We start from the raw sequence: 16,641 nt of genomic DNA, 5'->3' as shown, positions 1-16,641 counted from the left end.
CAAAAAACGCCGACGCGAGGTCGGCTCCACAGGCGGTAGATCCTGGTCAGCGCATCGTGGCCTCCTGAGTGGTCAGGCCATATCGGTTCAGACGTACTTGGATGAACCGTGGATTGACACCGAAGCGCGTCGCCAAGGCTTTCTCGAAGCGATCCATCTCCAAGACTCCCAGGTCGCCGTTCGCCTTGATGCGCAGGGCCGTGCCGGGGTGGTCGGGATCGGTTGAAGGATGGCGATGGATGGTGATGTCGTGCTGGAGCGCAAGCTCTTCGACGGCGGCGATGATGCGTTGGCGAGGCACCAGCAAGGAGCCCATGAACTCGTTGGCGCGCAGTTCGGCGAAGTGTTCTTCCGTCGCTGGCTTCGCAGATAGTGACTTGGACAGATGGTCGCTGTCCGGCGTCGTGGTGCGGTAGGCGCGTTGCATCGTCGGTTCGATGTCATCGAACAATCCGGGGCCCTTACTGCCCTGAACAACCCAGCCGGGGGCGTCGAACACGGCGTGGCCCAGCTCGTGGGCCAAGGTGCTGAGGGCCAGCAGTTCGCTGAGACTCTCACCCACGGGCGAGATGGACACCATCGCAGCGTCGGGCATAGCGGGGTCGAATTCACAGACGCCGAAGACGTGGTTGCCTTGCTCGTCATGCACGGCGTAGTCGGTGCTGACCTCCAGCGCGAAGTCAATGCCGTTGATCTTCATGCCGGAGATCTGCCGCAGCGCGTCGAAAGAAACGGCATCGATGCTGTCCGCGACCAGTTGCTGGCGCGCGGTCGCGGCGATGCGTTCGACCTCAATATGCTTGATGTACAGGGGGCGCTTCCGGTCGCAGCAACGGTAGTCGAGAGTCAGTACCGCCATTCACTTCTTCTCCGTCACGTTCCGGCGGTACATCCGAACCAGGCTGCCAACATCATCGCGGATGTCGGGCGGCAGACGACTGGCCTCGACGAAAGCGTCGTCGGCGCTGATACCAAGGATCTCGGCCGCCTTACGGATCAGCTCGTCCTTGGGCGGTTTTTCCATGTCGCGCTCGATGCGCGACCAGTAGGCGGGTGATATCTCCAGCTGGCGCGCAAAGTCATTCATCTGAATGCCTTTCTCTTCGCGCTTCTTGCGGATGAATGCTCCAAAGGGCATGGTTGTGACCTGATTGCGTGATTAGTTAACGGCAGATGGTAGAGGCCAAGAGGCACCCTGTCAACTGTTTCGTTAACGCGCAATGGATTCATGGCTGGCGGGCACGATTACCCTGCGTTGCCATCCGCTTCGGAAGATCAGGCTCACTATCCCTGACGGTTGCAATTCCTCGGAGCCGTCATGAAGAACCTCGAACTCGCATCTCCCTCGGAGATGAGCGCCAGCGCCCGTGCTGGCGAAATCGCCGCCATCCTTGCGGCCGCCATCGTCCGGACCCTCGTCGCGGATGAGCCAAAACAGAGAGCAGTTGGCCTTGGCTTCCTGCCCGACCAGCGCGTTCATACAACCCCCTATCAAGAGGAGAAGTTGTGATGAACGAGAAACAAGCATCCGTCGCGGCACGGATCGCGGAACTGGCCTGCCTGCCGATGTCCGAGCTCTGGACGGTGTGGGATCGGTATTTCCCGCGCCGCCCGGACTACCCCAACCGCACGCACGTCGAGTCCCGTCTCGCCTACAAGCTGCAGGAGGAAGCCTTCGGTGGCCTTGCGCCCGAGACCAAGCAGCGTCTGGAAGCCATCGGCGCGAAACACTCCAAGATCAAGTTGCGGGCCAAGCCGCGCGAGTTCGATTTCGCGCCGGGCACGATCCTGCTGCGCGAATGGGGCGAGCGCGAACATCGGGTGACAGTCACCGCCGAGGGGCTGTTTGAGTACCAGGGGCGCAACTTCAAGAGCCTGACGGCGGTGGCCCGCCACATCACGGGCGCGCACTGGTCGGGGCCGCTGTTCTTTGGCCTGAGCAAGGGAGGTGCGCGATGAGCGAGATTGCCAGCACCAAGGCCCGCAAGCGCTGCGCCGTCTACTGCCGGGTGTCCTCGGATGAACGGCTTGACCAGGAGTTCAACTCCATCGACGCGCAGAAGGAGGCGGGCCACGCCTACGTTGCCAGCCAGCGATCCGAGGGTTGGATTCCGGTGGCCGACGACTACGATGACCCCGGCTTCTCCGGAGGCAACACGGAACGGCCCGGGCTGAAACGCCTGATGGCGGATATCGAGCGCGGCCAGATCGACATCGTGGTGGTCTACAAGATCGACCGCCTGACGCGCAGCTTGGCCGATTTCTCCAAGATGGTCGAAGTGTTCGAACGCCACGGGGTGTCCTTTGTGTCGGTCACCCAGCAGTTCAACACCACCACTTCGATGGGTCGGTTGATGCTCAACGTCCTGCTGTCCTTCGCCCAGTTTGAGCGCGAGGTCACCGGCGAGCGCATCCGCGACAAGATCGCCGCCGCCAAGCGCAAGGGGATGTGGATGGGTGGCGTCCCGCCCCTGGGTTACGACGTCGACAACCGCCTGTTGATCATCAACGAGGCCGAGGCGACAGTGGTGCGTCGCATCTTCGAGGAGATGCTGACCATTGGTTCTCCAACCCAGATCGCCGTCAATCTGACAGCCGACGGCATCACAACCAAGGCCTGGACGACGCAGGAGGGCCAGACCCGCAGCGGCACGCGCATTGACAAGAAGTACCTGCACAAGCTGCTGCGCAACCGCATCTACCTGGGGGAGTTGTCGCACAAGGGGAACTGGTACCCCGGCGCGCACCCGCCGATCATCGAACTGGAACTTTGGGACAAGGTTCACGCGGTGCTGGCCAGGGATGGGCACGCCCGGTCGGTGGAAACCAAGATCCGTTCGCGCACCGACGCTTTGCTGCGCGGCCTGCTGTATGCCCCGTCGGGCGAACGGATGTACCCGACCTACTCGCGCAAGAACGGGCGCAAGTACCACTACTACGTATCCAAGTCGGAAAGCCGATTCGGAGCGCCGGGCAAGAGCTACGAGCGCCTGCCCGCGCCGGAGATTGAGGCGGCGGTGGTGGCCCAGATCCGCACCGTGCTGACCAGCCCGGAATCCATCGCATCGGTGGTGCGTCATATCCAGCGCAATGGCGGACAAGTCGATGAAGCCACCACGGTGATGGCGATGGGACGGCTCAACGACGTGTGGGATCAACTGTTCCCGGTCGAGCGCCACCGCATCGCCAACCTGATGATCGAGCGCATCGACCTCGTCCACATCGGCGAGGTTCAGGGCATCAAGGTGAAGTGGCGGGAACTGGGCTGGGACGCCCTGATCGGCGAGTTCGCCCCAAGGGGCATCGGCGCGGAACTGGTGGAGGTCGAAGCCTGATGAACGACACACTGGAAACCTTCGTGCCACTGACATTCCGCCGCCGGGGCGCGCGGCGCGTGGCCGCCGACGACCGCCATGTTCACGATGTGACGTTGCTGGAGGGGGTGGCACGCGGTTTCTACTGGCAGCACCTCGTGGACACCGGCGAGATGAAGAGTGGCTCGGAGATCGCCCGGGCCGAAGGCTTACACCCATCGGTCACCAACGAACTGATGCGCCTGAGCCTGCTCGCGCCCGACATCCTCGAACTGCTGATGGCCGGGCGGCAGCCTCGCCGGATGAACCTGATCTGGTTCCAGCGCAACCCGCTGCCGGTGGATTGGGAGGCGCAACGCCAGATCGTGAAGCGCTTTGAGGAGGACGCATGAGCAAGAAGCACCGGGGCCGGTTCAAGGGTGATCCGGTCACCTATCAACTGCCGAGTCCAGCAGGCGGCGTGCAACTGGAAACCTTCGTGCCCTGGACGCTGGTGAAGCGGGGGCTGAAGAAGCAGGTCATCACGCCCCTGGACGCTCCACAGGAATTCCTGTCCGAGGCCACCCGGGAGCGGGAAGCCCGGTCGGCCGCGCAGGACACCGCGTTGATGCGGGCGCTCGGACTGGCGCACCACTGGCAACGCCTTCTGGATGAGCAGCGGGCGGCATCAGTAGCCGAGATCGCCGAGGCCGAAGGCATGGACGTGACGCAGGTGCGCCGGGTCATGCGGCTGACGCTCCTGGCCCCGGAGGTCGTGGAACGGCTGGTGGGCTCGCCCGATGCCGTGCTGGAGAAGGTGATGCGCCGCCCCTTGCCCAACGGCTGGGCTGCCCAGAAACTAGTACTGCACGATACTGTCCAAAGTTGAACTAACACTTTCGACCCAATGCCGCCAGCGAGTTGCGTGATTTGACCTCCCGGAAGCACTCACGCGCGCATGAGGAGGCTGGGTCATCCAAATGGGACTACTTCAGCTTGATGTGCAAGTGATTGAAGCCTGCAGCATCTGTGGTCTCCTTGACTTCCAGGTAGTGGTGTTGCTTGCGCACCAGGTCGCTGAGCTTGCTGAAGCCGTAGTTCCGCGGATCAAATGATGCGTGGTTTTTGCTGATGAAGGAGCCTACGGCTGAGAGCGACGACCAGCCCGTGTCACGCTGTGTCTCTTTCACTGCGTGCGACAGCAGACCGTGAAGGGGCGGAACGTCTTTCACCTGTACGGGTAACCCAGGGTCTACGCCTGTGGCAGGTTGTTTCAACACCTCAACGAAGACGAACTTGTCGCAAGCCGCGATGAAAGCGTCTGGAGTCTTGCGTTCCCCGAACCCATAAACGACCTTGCCGGCCTCCCGTAGGCGAGTGGCAAGTCGAGTGAAATCGCTGTCGCTGCTGACGAGACAGAAGCCATCTACATTGCCTCCGTACAACAAGTCCATGGCGTCGATGATGCAGGCGCTGTCCGTGCTGTTCTTGCCCTTGGTGTAGGCGAACTGCTGCATCGGTTGGATTGCATGGCGGTGGAGGTGATCCTTCCAACCCACCAGGTTTTGCGTAGTCCAGTCACCGTAGGAGCGCTTCACAGTCGCGACCCCGTACTTCGCGACCTCCTCCAGCAGCTCCTTGATAACCGCTGCGCTGGCGTTGTCCGCGTCGATGAGTACAGCGAGCCGAAGTGCGTCTTGTGCCATTGTCTTGTTTTCTCCTTCCGACAGCCTACCCGATAGCTGTCGTAAGCAAACGACCGGTCGTGGCCGATAGCAGACGTCTATATTTGGCATAGATAGCACAACTTATTTCCCTCACAGGCACCCGCGACCATGTCACAAAAATGACATCAACGATGTCATCAGGGTGTCATATCACGACATTACCATCGCTGCAATTCAGATTCGTAATCAATTCATCATTTTTGATTACGAATTCAAATCTGCCGGAGGTGTCATGATCGAACTACAGAATGTCTCAGTCAGTTATGGTGATGCGATTGCACTGTATCCCACCACTCTCAAACTCCATCAGGGACAGTTCACCGTATTGCTCGGATCTTCCGGCGCTGGAAAATCCACGCTACTTCGCTGTATTAATTCGCTGCATGCGTCGCAGCGCGGCGCCACCATTGTCGCCGGCTTAGGAAATTTGGCGAACTCGCGTGCATTGCGCATGCATCGCCGACAGACTGGCATGGTGTTTCAACAGCATCAATTGATTGGCCGACTGACGGCTTTGCAAAACGTTTCGATGGGCCGAATGGGCTACCACACGGCATTACGCAGTCTATTCCCCCTCCCGGCGAAGGATCAATCCATATGCCTGCAAAGTCTGGACCGAGTCGGCTTATTGCACAAAGCCTTAAGCCGTGTCGACGCATTGAGCGGCGGCCAGCAGCAACGCATCGGTATTGCCCGGGCTCTGGCTCAGCAACCTAAACTGGTGTTGGCTGATGAACCGGTAGCCAGCCTCGATCCTGCTACTGCAGAGCGAGTGCTAAGTCTGCTGCACCGCATTTGTAAAGAGGACGGGATTTCGGCGGTCGTCAGCCTGCATCAGGTAGACCTCGCTCAACGTTATGCCGACCGTATTATTGGCCTGTCCCATGGCCGAGTCATTTTTGATGCCGCCCCGCAGACTTTGGATCAAGCCAGTTACGACACGCTGTATGAACAAGTACCCCGTTCTTCTTTGAGCGTTCCACAAGACGCTCGAGAGGAACGGCTTATCGATACTTCATTTCCCATGTAACTTGCTACCGTAAAGGATTGATTATGAAAAAACTCGCATCCGCATTAATGTCTGTCTTGCTTGCCGCCGTCTGCAGCATTGGCCATGCATCATCCAATCCCGATCCAGAAACGCTCAAAGTTGCGCTGCTGCCGGACGAAAACGCATCGACCGTAATTAAATACAACAAGCCGCTCGAAATCTATCTGGAAAAAGAGCTGGGAAAGAAAATTGAGCTGGTGGTTACCACTGATTACTCGTCAATGATCGAAGCCATGCGTCACGGCCGTATCGACATGGCATATTTTGGCCCCTTGTCGTATGTGCTGGCTAAGCAAAAGAGCGACATCGAGCCATTCGCAGCGATGAAGCAAAAGGGTGGCACTACCTACCAGTCCGTATTGATCGCCAATACTGGCGCCGGCATCGCCAAAATCAGTGATATCGTCAACAAGAATGTCGCTTACGGTGATAAGGCATCCACCTCCAGCCATTTGATTCCGAAGTCGATATTGGCGGAAAACGGTTTGAAAGCCGGCGAAAACTATCGCGAACACTTTGCCGGTGCGCATGACGCGGTGGCCATGGCCGTGCAAAACGGTCACGCGCAGGCTGGCGGCTTGAGTAAGCCGATTTTTGAATCCCTGGTTCAGCGCGGACTGGTCGATCCCAACAAAGTAAAAGTTCTTGCCGAATCGAAGCCATATCCGCAATACCCGTGGACCATGCGCAGCAATCTGAAGCCGGAACTGAAGGAAAAGATCCGTGCAGCCTTCTTGAATCTCAAAGATCCGGAAGTCCTGAAACCTTTCAAAGCCGATGGTTTCGGCCCGATCAGCGACAAAGACTATGACGTGGTGCGCAGCCTTGGCACACTGCTCAAGCTCGATCTGTCGAAGTTCTAAGTGAGCGACAGCATGCAAGCTGATTTTGGTTTGATTCTGGCCGAGCGCCAGCGCGTATGGAACCGCACGATACTGCAGTTTGCCGTTGTGCTGGCGATTGTGATCGGTTGCTGGTATTACGTCGGCCTATTTGATGCCGAGCGATTGAAGGATGGCATGCCAAGCCTGGTAAAAATTGCCGGCGAGATGTTCCCACCGAACTTCTCGCAGGCTGGCACCTGGGTCAAACCTGTACTGGATACCTTGGCCATGAGTATCGCCGGCACGGCAATCGCGGTATTGCTATCCATTCCCTTAGGAGTGCTCGCCGCGCGGAATACTAGCCCTCATCCACTCGTGTATCAAGCCACACGCGGCCTGTTAAACGCTTTGCGATCGATACCCGAACTGATCATGGGCATCCTGTTCGTGGCAGCCGTTGGCTTCGGCGCATTGCCGGGTGTTTTAGCCCTAGGCTTACATTCGGTTGGCATGATCGCCAAATTTTTTTCGGAATCGATCGAACATGCCGATCCGGCACCGGTAGAAGCCGCGCATGCAGCGGGCTGCACGCCATTGCAGGTGATTTTTCATGGGATCTTTCCCCAAGTGCTTCCGCAAATGGCCGATACCGCGATCTATCGATGGGAATACAACTTCCGTGCTTCGACCGTGATGGGCATGGTCGGCGCCGGTGGAATCGGGTTCGAGCTGATGGGCTCTCTGCGCATCATGCAATACCAGGATGTCTCGGCTATTTTGCTGGTTATTTTAGGCATGGTTACCCTCGTCGACGCCTTCAGCTCCTTCCTGCGTCGCAAGTTCAAATAACTCCCAAAGCTTACAAAGGTTTTTATGAAGCCCAAAGTCGTCCTCACCCACTGGGTGCACCCGGAAATCATCGAATTGTTGTCCGCTAGCGCCGATGTTATCCCCAACACCACACGGGAAACCTTGCCGCGTTCTGAGGTAATTGCGCGAGCCAAAGATGCGGATGCACTCATGGCTTTCATGCCGGACAGCATCGACAGCGCGTTTCTCGAGGAATGTCCAAAGCTGCGTGTCATCGGCGCCGCGCTTAAAGGCTATGATAACTTCGATGTCAACGCCTGCACACGCCACGGTGTATGGCTTACGATTGTGCCGGATTTGCTTACGATCCCGACCGCTGAACTGACTATCGGCCTTCTTCTCGGTTTGACAAGGCATATGCTGGAAGGCGATAGGCAAATCCGTAGCGGACACTTCCAAGGCTGGCGGCCGACACTATATGGCTCTGGTTTGACAGGAAAAACGCTTGGCATCATTGGTATGGGGGCGGTCGGCCGTGCAATCGCCCAGCGCTTGGCTGGCTTTGAAATGAATCTCTTGTATTGCGATCCGATTCCGCTCAATGCCGAACAAGAAAAGGCTTGGCACGTACAGCGCGTCACGCTCGATGAACTGCTCGAAAAATGTGATTATGTCGTGCCGATGGTTCCGATGGCCGCAGAGACACTGCATCTGATCGATGCCACCGCGTTGGCCAAGATGAAAACCGGTAGCTACCTGATCAATGCATGTCGCGGCTCGGTCGTGGATGAGAATGCGGTGATAGCAGCACTGGCGTCTGGAAAACTAGCTGGATATGCAGCCGATGTCTTCGAGATGGAAGAATGGATACGCGCTGATCGCCCGCAGGCTATCCCCAAGGCGCTGCTCGACAATACGGCACAAACGTTTTTTACGCCGCATTTGGGATCGGCGGTCAAGGAAGTTCGGCTTGAAATCGAGCGGCAGGCAGCGATGAACATCATCCAGGCACTCGCTGGTGAAAAACCGATGGGCGCGATTAATCAGCCGTATCCGGGAGTAAAGGCGGCGTGATAGATCTGGAGCGTGTGGCGACGTTCATTGCCGTCGTCAAATGCGGGGGCTTTCGCGAAGCGGCGAAGCAAACTGGATTGTCCCAGCCAACAGTAACGCAGCATATCAAGCGGCTGGAGCAGTCTTTGCAGGCCCGGCTGATTGACCGCGCAACAATGCCGCAAAGCCTGACATTGGAGGGAAAGATTTTTTTCCCCTATGCGGAACAATTGCTCCGTACTAGCCATAAGGCTACGGCAGCCCTCCACAATAAAAGCCTGGTCGTTGGTGCAAGCTCCAATATCGGCATTTATCTTTTACAACCCTATATCAAGGCGCTCCAAGATAAATTAGCAAACAAGATCGATGTGAGGATCGGCAAAAATATCGAGATTGCCGCTTTGCTGGAAACGCTTGAAGTGGATGTAGCGGTAATGGAGTGGTGGGACTCACGTCCTGGGTTCGTCTCAACAGTATGGCGGCGCGAGAGGATGGTTGTCATTGTTCGCCCCGGCCATCCTTGGGCTGCCGAGTCGACCATTCCACTTAAGTGGTTAAAATCCCAGAACTTGCTTGGAGGCGAAGCGGCTACCGGAACTGGGCGCCTACTACAACAATATGCCGGTGCCGACTCGGCAGAGTTCACAGTGGGTATGCAGTTAGGTAGCACCGAGGCGGTCAAACACGCGGTCCACGCAGGGCTAGGAATCTCGCTTGTGATGGAAAGCGCGGTCAAGCATGAACAGGCAAGCGGATGGTTACATGCAATTCCGATTGAAGAAGATGTTTACAAAGATCTTTATCTCGTACATCGCTCAGAAACTTCGTTAAGCGGTCCGGTGGCAAGCCTTGCAGATTTGATTCTCCATTCTCCGGATTTAGGCTCAATAGAATATAAATAGCAAAACGAATGCCTGCTTCTGGCCGGGAGTAGCCTACCGCGTAGCGGTGCATATCGTCACCCTCAGTCGCCACCCCTACAGGAGTTGCCGACTACAACCGACCGCATCTAAACCCGCGCCAGCAAAGGAAATGACCTCGAGAACGCTCGCGTGGCCACCAGAGAAAACGGAGAACAGAGATGCGTCGGCGGGGGCGGAAAGGCCGCCTTTGCAGAGGTGGCGCTCGTGAGACCAGGCCTGGAAACCACGCCAACACTGGGGGGAACAGACGAAAAAAAACCAACCGAGAACGGTTGGTTTTTCAAATAGTGGTGGAGCTGGCGGGAATTGAACCCGCGTCCGCAAGCCTTCCTTGGACAGATCTACATGCTTAGCGCTCTGTTTTGAGTCTCGCCACCGGTATCGCGCAGGCGCACGCTATACAGGCAGCCAGTACCCTTGGATCTCGCCCCATGCCAAGGTACCCGGCAGGAGGCCAGCTGGTAAAAATTCCCTTGCAGCCGGGAGGTATTGCTACCCCCTTGCCCAGCCCACCAACATGCTGTTGCAAGGCTCACCGGATTTAAGCGGCGAGTGCGAAACGTTCGTCGTTTGCAGTTACTTTGGTGAATGGAGATTTACGAGCGTCACTCAAGCTCGACATGCACCGCACCAATTCCGAACCCACGTCGAAACCGGGACAGCCCCTTGGTATGCATTTTAGTCCAATCCCAGCAAATTCAAGAGGTCCATGGGGGTTTCTATCATCGCGTCAGCACCCCACTGCTGAGGTAGCGCACCGGAGCCCAGGTAGCCGTAGAGCGCGGCCACGGTGCTCATGCCGGCTGCGCGGCCGGCCACGATGTCCCGCGCGTCGTCGCCCACGTAGATGCACTCGTGCGCCGCCAGGCCCAGCCGGAACACCGCCTCCAGCAACGGCGCGGGATGGGGTTTCGAGTACGGCGTGCTGTCTCCGCTGACGATGACGCCGGCGCTGTCGAACAGCGCCACGCGCTGCGCGATGAGCGAGGTGAAGCGCGTCACCTTGTTGGTCACGACGCCCCATTTCAGCGAGCGCTGTGTCAGCGCATCCACCAGTTCCGGTACGCCATCGAACACACTGGTCCGGTCGTGGATGCAGCGTTCGTAGTTGGCCAGGAACTCATCCTTCAGGCCAGGGAAGTCCGGATGGTCGGGGGCGATCCCGAAAGCCACTTCCAGCATCCCGCGGGCGCCTGCGCCAGCCATGGGGCGGTAGGCCTGCAGAGGCAGCGGCTGCAGGCCCCGGTCGGTGCGAAGCCTGTCGGCGGCGGCTCCAAGGTCGGGGGCGCTGTCGATGAGGGTCCCATCCAGATCGAACAGGACCGCGCGCGCAGCGCGAAACGGGTTCGTCTTCATGTGGACAGGCGGCGCGCGGCAAACATATAGTTCACGCTGGTGTCCCCGCTCAGCCAGTAGCGCCCCGTAAGTGGGTTGTACTGCATGCCGCGCACCTGCAGCACGTCGAGGCCGGCATTGCGGCATGCCCCTGCCAGTTCGCTGGGTCGAATGAATTTCGCATATTCGTGCGTGCCCTGCGGCAGCATTTTCAGCAGGTATTCGGCCCCGACGATCGCCAGTGCAAATGCCTTGGCATTGCGATTGATGGTGGAGAAGAATACCCAGCCGCCAGGCTTGACGAGATGGGCACAGGCCGTGACCACGGACTGGGGGTCGGGCACGTGCTCGAGCATTTCCATGCAGGTGACGGTATCGAATGACCCAGGCGATTCCTGCGCCAATTCCTCAACGCTGATTTCACGGTATTGGACACGCGGAGTCTGTGCCTCCAAGGCATGCAGGCGCGCCACGCGCAATGCCTTGCTCGCCAAGTCTATGCCCGTCACCTCGGCCCCTTTGCGGGCCATGGAGTCCGACAGGATCCCTCCGCCACATCCTACGTCGAGGGCTTTCTGCCCCTCAAGCGGGGACAGTTGATTGATCCATTCGAGCCGCAATGGATTGATTTGGTGCAGGGGACGAAATTCGCTATCGGGATCCCACCAGCGATGCGCCAGCTCTGAAAATTTGGCCAATTCTGCCGGGTCGGCATTGACGAACTCATTCATGCGCTCATTGTCCCACTGGAGATGCTTCAGCCATAAAAAAAGCCCCGTTGCCGGGGCTTTTTGATTGACCGATCGAGGATCAGTTGGTGCGGGTACCGACCACTTCGATTTCCACGCGGCGGTTCTTGGCGCGGCCTTCCTTGGTCTTGTTGTCGGCGATGGGCTGCTTCTCGCCCTTGCCTTCGGTGTACACGCGGTTCTTCTCGATGCCCTTGGACACCAAGTAGGCCTTCACGGCCTCGGCGCGACGCACCGACAGCTTCTGGTTGTAGGCGTCAGTACCGATGGAGTCGGTGTGGCCCACGGCGATGATCACTTCGAGGTTGATGCCCTTGACCTTGGAGACCAGGTCGTCCAGCTTGGCCTTGCCTTCGGGCTTCAGCACGGATTTGTCGAAGTCGAAGAACGCGTCGGCAGCGTAGGTGACCTTGCTAGCGACGGCAGGAGCGGGCTTGGGTGCTGCGGGAGGAGCGGCCACAGGGGCGGGTGCGGGTGCGGGTGCGGGTGCCGCGGCGGCCTTCACCAGGGCGCCATCGCAGCCTTCTGCGGCGGTGGCGGGTGTCCAGTTGGCATCGCGCCAGCACAGTTCGTTCGTGCCGTTCTTCCAGACCAGTTCACCGGAACCGTTTTGCCAGTTGTCGATGACCTTACCGCCGTCTGCCGCCTTTACTTGGGCGCCAGCCGAGGTTGCAATCACGGCAGAGGCCAACAACATCGCCAATTTGTTCAGTTTCTTCATGGTTCTCCTCTTGGGGAAAAAGCCGCAGCCGTGCTGCGAATCGGGGACGTCGTCAGTGACCATCACCAAAAACGTTGAAATGATTGTGCCATACGTAACAACGCAAAGGCGTCTTTGACGGAGCATCAACAGTAGGACAAAAGCGCAATCCCCGGGATGTGTTGCTCAGCCGCGACATGGTCTTGCACCTAAAATGGTTGTTTCCCGCCGTCTCCACCGCCGTCGTCATGACCCAGTTCGCCAAAGAAACCCTGCCCATCAGCCTAGAAGAGGAGATGCGGCGCAGCTACCTGGATTACGCCATGAGTGTGATCGTGGGCCGCGCCCTGCCCGATGCCCGCGATGGTCTGAAGCCGGTGCACAGGCGCGTGCTGTATGCCATGCACGAGCTCAACAACGACTGGAACCGGCCTTACAAGAAGTCCGCTCGCATCGTGGGTGATGTGATCGGTAAATACCACCCGCACGGCGACAGCGCGGTGTACGACACCATCGTGCGCATGGCGCAGGACTTCTCGCTGCGCCACATGCTGGTGGACGGCCAGGGCAACTTCGGCTCGGTCGATGGCGACAACGCGGCGGCCATGCGCTACACCGAGATCCGCCTGGCGAAGATCGCGCACGAGATGCTGGCCGACATCGACAAGGAGACCGTCGATTTCGGCCCCAACTACGACGGCAGCGAGAAGGAGCCGCTGGTGCTGCCGAGCCGCCTGCCCAACCTGCTGGTGAACGGCTCCGCAGGCATTGCCGTGGGCATGGCGACGAATATTCCGCCACACAACCTCAACGAGGTGGTGGACGCTTGCTTGCATTTGCTGCGCAACCCCGAATCGTCGATCGACGAGTTGATGGAGATCATCCCCGCGCCGGATTTCCCCACGGCCGGCATCATCTACGGCATCCAAGGCGTGAAGGACGGCTACCGCACCGGGCGCGGCAAGGTGGTGATGCGCGCCAAGGTGCACTTCGAGGACATCGACCGCGGCCAGCGTCAGGCGATCATCGTCGATGAGCTGCCCTACCAGGTCAACAAGAAGACGCTGCAGGAGCGCATGGCCGAGCTGGTGCACGAGAAGAAGCTCGAAGGCATCAGCCACATCCAGGACGAGTCGGACAAGTCCGGCATGCGCCTGGTGATCGAGCTCAAGCGCGGCGAAGTGCCCGAGGTGGTGCTCAACAACCTGTACAAGCAGACGCAGCTGCAGGACACCTTCGGCATGAACATGGTGGCGCTGGTGGACGGCCAGCCCAAGCTGTGCAACCTCAAGGAGCTGATCGAGGTCTTCCTGCAGCACCGCCGCGAGGTGGTGACGCGGCGCACGGTGTTCGAGCTGCGCAAGGCGCGCGAGCGCGGCCACGTGCTCGAGGGCCTGGCCGTGGCGCTGGCGAACATCGACGAGTTCATCCGCATCATCCGCGAGTCGCCCACGCCGCCCGTGGCCAAGGCCGAGCTGATGGCGCGCTCGTGGGACAGCCAGCTGGTACGCGAGATGCTGACGCGCACGCGCGAGGACGGCGGCGTGGTGAACGCCGACGACTACCGCCCCGAGGGACTGGAGCGCGAATTCGGCATGCAGGAAAGCGGCCTGTACCGCCTGTCGGACACGCAGGCGCAGGAGATACTGCAGATGCGCCTGCAGCGCCTCACGGGCCTGGAGCAGGACAAGATCGTGGCTGAGTACAAGGACGTCATGGCGGTCATCGAGAACCTGCTGGACATCCTGGCCAAGCCCGCGCGCGTCTCGACGATCATCGGCGAGGAGCTCTCCGCCCTGCGCCAGGAGTTCGGCCAGACCAGGCTGGGCGCGCGCCGCTCCACCATCGAGCACAGCGCGCAGGATCTCTCGACCGAGGACCTGATCACGCCCACCGACATGGTGGTGACGCTGAGCCACACGGGCTACATCAAGAGCCAGCCCCTTTCCGAATACCGCGCGCAGAAGCGCGGCGGGCGCGGCAAACAGGCCACGGCGACCAAGGAAGACGACTGGATCGACCAGCTCTTCATCGCCAACACGCACGACTACATCCTGTGCTTCTCCAACCGCGGCCGGTTGTACTGGCTCAAGGTCTGGGAAGTGCCCGCTGGTTCGCGCAATTCGCGCGGGCGGCCCATCGTCAACATGTTCCCCCTGCAGGAGGGCGAGAAGATCAACGTGGTGCTGCCCCTCACGGGCGAGATGCGCAGCTTCCCCGCCGACCGCTACGTGTTCATGGCGACCAGCATGGGCACGGTGAAGAAGACGGCGCTCGACGAATTCTCCAACCCGCGCAAGGCCGGCATCATCGCCGTGGGCCTGGACGAGGGCGACTACCTCATCGGCGCGGCGCTGACCGACGGCGAGCACGACGTGATGCTCTTTTCCGACAGCGGCAAGGCCGTGCGCTTCGACGAGAACGACGTGCGCCCCATGGGCCGCAACGCGCGCGGCGTCAAGGGCATGCAGCTCGAGGACGGCCAGAGCGTGATCGCCATGCTGGTCGCCGAGGACGAGAACCAGAGCGTGCTCACCGCCACCGAGAACGGCTACGGTAAGCGCACCAGCATCACCGAGTACACGCGCCACGGCCGCGGCACCAAGGGCATGATCGCCATCCAGCAGAGCGAGCGCAACGGCCGCGTCGTGGCCGCCACGCTGGTGCACGCCGACGACGAGATCATGCTGATCACCGACACCGGCGTGCTGGTGCGCACGCGCGTGTCGGAGATCCGCGAGCTCGGCCGCGCCACGCAGGGCGTGACGCTGATCTCGCTGGACGAGGGCGCCAAGCTCAGTGGCCTGCAGCGCATCGTGGAGAACGACGCCAATACCGCCGAGGCCGATGGCGCGGACACGGCTCCTGCCGCGGACGACCCGCATTGACTATCGAAAACAATAGCTGCCAGCGCTTTCCGCAAAAGCGCTGGAGGCATATTTGACTGAAACACCATGAACCGCCCCTACAACTTCTCGGCCGGCCCGGCCGCCATCCCTGAAGAAGTGCTGCAGCAGGCTGCCGCCGAGATGCTCGACTGGCACGGCAGCGGCATGGGCGTGATGGAGATGAGCCACCGCGGCAAGGAGTTCATCGCCATCTACGAGCAGGCCGAGGCCGACCTGCGCGAGCTGCTCGCCATTCCGCCCGGGTTCAGGATCCTGTTCATGCAGGGCGGCGGCATCGCCGAGAACGCCATCGTGCCGCTGAACCTCTCGCGCGCGGCCACGGTGGACTTCGTGGTCACGGGCTCGTGGAGCCAGAAGTCGCGCAAGGAGGCGCAGAAGTACGCCGCCGAGGTGCGCACCGCCGCATCGAGCGAGGAAGGCGGCTTCACCACCCTGCCCGACCCGGCCACGTGGCAGCTCTCGCGCGGCGCGAGCTACGTGCACGTCTGCAGCAACGAGACCATCCACGGCATAGAGTTCCAGGAACTGCCCGACCTGCGCGCGCTGGGCTGCGACGCGCCGCTGGTGGTCGATTTCTCGTCGCACGTCGCCTCGCGCCCCGTGGACTGGAGCCGCGTGGGCCTGGCCTTCGGCGGCGCGCAGAAGAACATCGGCCCCGCGGGCCTGACGCTGGTCGTGGTGCGCGAGGACCTGCTGGGCCACGCGCTGCCCATCTGCCCGAGCGCCTTCGATTACAAGATCGTGGCCGACAACCAGTCCATGTACAACACGCCGCCCACCTGGGGCATCTACATGGCGGGCCTCACGTTCCAGTGGCTCAAGCGCCAGCGCGAGGGCGACGCCACGGGCGTGGCCGCGATGGAGCGGCGCAACATCGCCAAGGCGAAGCTGTTCTACGACTACATCGACGGCTCGCAGTTCTACGTAAACAAGGTGGCGGCCAACTGCCGCTCGCGCATGAACGTGCCCTTCTTCCTGCGCGACGAATCGCGCAACGAGGCGTTCCTGGCCGGTGCCAAGGAACGCGGCCTGCTGCAGCTCAAGGGCCACAAGTCCGTGGGCGGCATGCGCGCCAGCCTCTACAACGCCATGCCGCTCGCGGGCGTGCAGGCGCTGGTGGACTACATGCGCGACTTCGAGCGCGCCGCCACCTGAATCCACTCATAAAAAACGAGCTGGCAGCGCTTGATATTCAAGGCTTTCAAATAGGTTTCATGCTGAAAACCCACAGGGACAAGCGCCAGCAGCTATCAAAACCATGGCAGAC

The 16,641-nt window shown here is 60.2% G+C and carries 18 protein-coding genes and 1 other RNA gene; 12 read left to right on the top strand and 7 right to left on the bottom strand.

All coding sequences use genetic code 11. From position 1 onward, the window contains the following. Window positions 1-46: 46 nt before the first annotated feature. On the bottom strand, window positions 47-859 hold the full coding sequence (locus ALIDE2_RS09970) for a hypothetical protein (RefSeq protein ID WP_009238676.1): 813 nt from the start codon (window positions 857-859) through the stop codon (window positions 47-49). Further along, window positions 860-1,138 (bottom strand): helix-turn-helix domain-containing protein, encoded by a 279-nt coding sequence (locus tag ALIDE2_RS09965; protein WP_009238675.1) that lies wholly within the window; start codon window positions 1,136-1,138, stop codon window positions 860-862. A 180-nt stretch (window positions 1,139-1,318) separates the two neighbouring features. Between ALIDE2_RS09965 and ALIDE2_RS09960 the strand changes: the two genes are divergently transcribed. Genes ALIDE2_RS09960 through ALIDE2_RS09940 form a run of 5 tightly spaced genes read left to right on the top strand, consistent with a single transcriptional unit; the run spans window position 1,319 to window position 4,182 of the window. Next, complete coding sequence (locus tag ALIDE2_RS09960) at window positions 1,319-1,510, top strand: hypothetical protein (RefSeq protein WP_009238674.1); 192 nt, start codon at window positions 1,319-1,321, stop codon at window positions 1,508-1,510. Beyond that, window positions 1,510-1,959 (top strand): DUF2924 domain-containing protein, encoded by a 450-nt coding sequence (locus ALIDE2_RS09955; protein ID WP_009238673.1) that lies wholly within the window; start codon window positions 1,510-1,512, stop codon window positions 1,957-1,959. Before ALIDE2_RS09960 ends, ALIDE2_RS09955 begins: the two co-directional genes overlap by 1 nt. Beyond that, window positions 1,956-3,335 carry a recombinase family protein gene (locus ALIDE2_RS09950; protein WP_009238672.1) on the top strand — a complete coding sequence of 460 codons (1,380 nt, stop codon included), beginning with the start codon at window positions 1,956-1,958 and terminating at the stop codon, window positions 3,333-3,335. Before ALIDE2_RS09955 ends, ALIDE2_RS09950 begins: the two co-directional genes overlap by 4 nt. Then, entirely contained in the window at window positions 3,335-3,706 is a 372-nt protein-coding gene (locus tag ALIDE2_RS09945; protein WP_004629235.1) for a hypothetical protein, read from the top strand. Before ALIDE2_RS09950 ends, ALIDE2_RS09945 begins: the two co-directional genes overlap by 1 nt. After that, on the top strand, window positions 3,703-4,182 hold the full coding sequence (locus ALIDE2_RS09940) for a hypothetical protein (RefSeq protein ID WP_004629233.1): 480 nt from the start codon (window positions 3,703-3,705) through the stop codon (window positions 4,180-4,182). Before ALIDE2_RS09945 ends, ALIDE2_RS09940 begins: the two co-directional genes overlap by 4 nt. A 97-nt stretch (window positions 4,183-4,279) precedes the next feature. On the opposite strand, the gene ALIDE2_RS09935 is transcribed toward ALIDE2_RS09940, so the two are convergent. Further along, window positions 4,280-4,999, bottom strand: coding sequence for an NYN domain-containing protein (locus ALIDE2_RS09935; protein ID WP_009238671.1), 720 nt, complete (start codon window positions 4,997-4,999; stop codon window positions 4,280-4,282). A gap of 253 nt (window positions 5,000-5,252) precedes the next feature. Between ALIDE2_RS09935 and phnC the strand changes: the two genes are divergently transcribed. From phnC to ALIDE2_RS24360, 5 genes are read left to right on the top strand one after another with little or no spacing between them, the layout of a single operon-like run. Then, window positions 5,253-6,050, top strand: coding sequence for a phosphonate ABC transporter ATP-binding protein (phnC, locus tag ALIDE2_RS24365; RefSeq protein ID WP_013722037.1), 798 nt, complete (start codon window positions 5,253-5,255; stop codon window positions 6,048-6,050). Window positions 6,051-6,073: 23 nt separating this feature from the next. Continuing rightward, window positions 6,074-6,934, top strand: a complete 861-nt coding sequence (gene phnD / locus ALIDE2_RS09930) for a phosphate/phosphite/phosphonate ABC transporter substrate-binding protein (protein WP_013722036.1) — start codon at window positions 6,074-6,076, stop codon at window positions 6,932-6,934. Between the two features lie 12 nt (window positions 6,935-6,946). Beyond that, on the top strand, window positions 6,947-7,744 hold the full coding sequence (gene phnE, locus ALIDE2_RS09925; protein WP_009238668.1) for a phosphonate ABC transporter, permease protein PhnE: 798 nt from the start codon (window positions 6,947-6,949) through the stop codon (window positions 7,742-7,744). Window positions 7,745-7,768: 24 nt separating this feature from the next. Beyond that, the gene (locus ALIDE2_RS09920) at window positions 7,769-8,779 is read left to right on the top strand and encodes a phosphonate dehydrogenase (protein ID WP_009238667.1); all 1,011 of its coding nucleotides are present in this window, start codon (window positions 7,769-7,771) and stop codon (window positions 8,777-8,779) included. Beyond that, window positions 8,776-9,660 (top strand): LysR family transcriptional regulator, encoded by an 885-nt coding sequence (locus ALIDE2_RS24360; protein WP_004629222.1) that lies wholly within the window; start codon window positions 8,776-8,778, stop codon window positions 9,658-9,660. Before ALIDE2_RS09920 ends, ALIDE2_RS24360 begins: the two co-directional genes overlap by 4 nt. A 309-nt stretch (window positions 9,661-9,969) precedes the next feature. Here ALIDE2_RS24360 and ssrA read toward each other — a convergent pair. From ssrA to ompA, 4 genes are all read right to left on the bottom strand, one after another. Next, window positions 9,970-10,347: a transfer-messenger RNA gene (gene ssrA, locus ALIDE2_RS24355) on the bottom strand. Between the two features lie 12 nt (window positions 10,348-10,359). Beyond that, entirely contained in the window at window positions 10,360-11,037 is a 678-nt protein-coding gene (locus ALIDE2_RS09915; RefSeq protein WP_013518705.1) for an HAD family hydrolase, read from the bottom strand. After that, window positions 11,034-11,747 (bottom strand): bifunctional 2-polyprenyl-6-hydroxyphenol methylase/3-demethylubiquinol 3-O-methyltransferase UbiG, encoded by a 714-nt coding sequence (gene ubiG, locus ALIDE2_RS09910; protein ID WP_013518704.1) that lies wholly within the window; start codon window positions 11,745-11,747, stop codon window positions 11,034-11,036. The genes ALIDE2_RS09915 and ubiG overlap by 4 nt, the downstream gene beginning before the upstream one ends. Before the next feature lie 79 nt (window positions 11,748-11,826). Then, entirely contained in the window at window positions 11,827-12,486 is a 660-nt protein-coding gene (gene ompA / locus ALIDE2_RS09905) for an outer membrane protein OmpA (protein WP_013722035.1), read from the bottom strand. 227 nt (window positions 12,487-12,713) lie between these two features. On the opposite strand from ompA, the gene gyrA reads away from it, so the two are divergent. Then, window positions 12,714-15,353: a DNA gyrase subunit A gene (gene gyrA / locus ALIDE2_RS09900; RefSeq protein WP_180987922.1), complete on the top strand. Its 2,640-nt coding sequence runs from the start codon at window positions 12,714-12,716 to the stop codon at window positions 15,351-15,353. Window positions 15,354-15,419: 66 nt separating this feature from the next. Then, window positions 15,420-16,529, top strand: a complete 1,110-nt coding sequence (serC, locus tag ALIDE2_RS09895; protein ID WP_013722034.1) for a 3-phosphoserine/phosphohydroxythreonine transaminase — start codon at window positions 15,420-15,422, stop codon at window positions 16,527-16,529. Window positions 16,530-16,641: the final 112 nt, after the last annotated feature.

Origin of the sequence: Alicycliphilus denitrificans K601 (genome assembly GCF_000204645.1) — a bacterium.
Classification (GTDB): Bacteria; Pseudomonadota; Gammaproteobacteria; order Burkholderiales; family Burkholderiaceae_C; genus Alicycliphilus; species Alicycliphilus denitrificans.
Note: the sequence above shows the minus strand (reverse complement) of the source record. Positions and strands in the feature narration are given on the sequence as shown.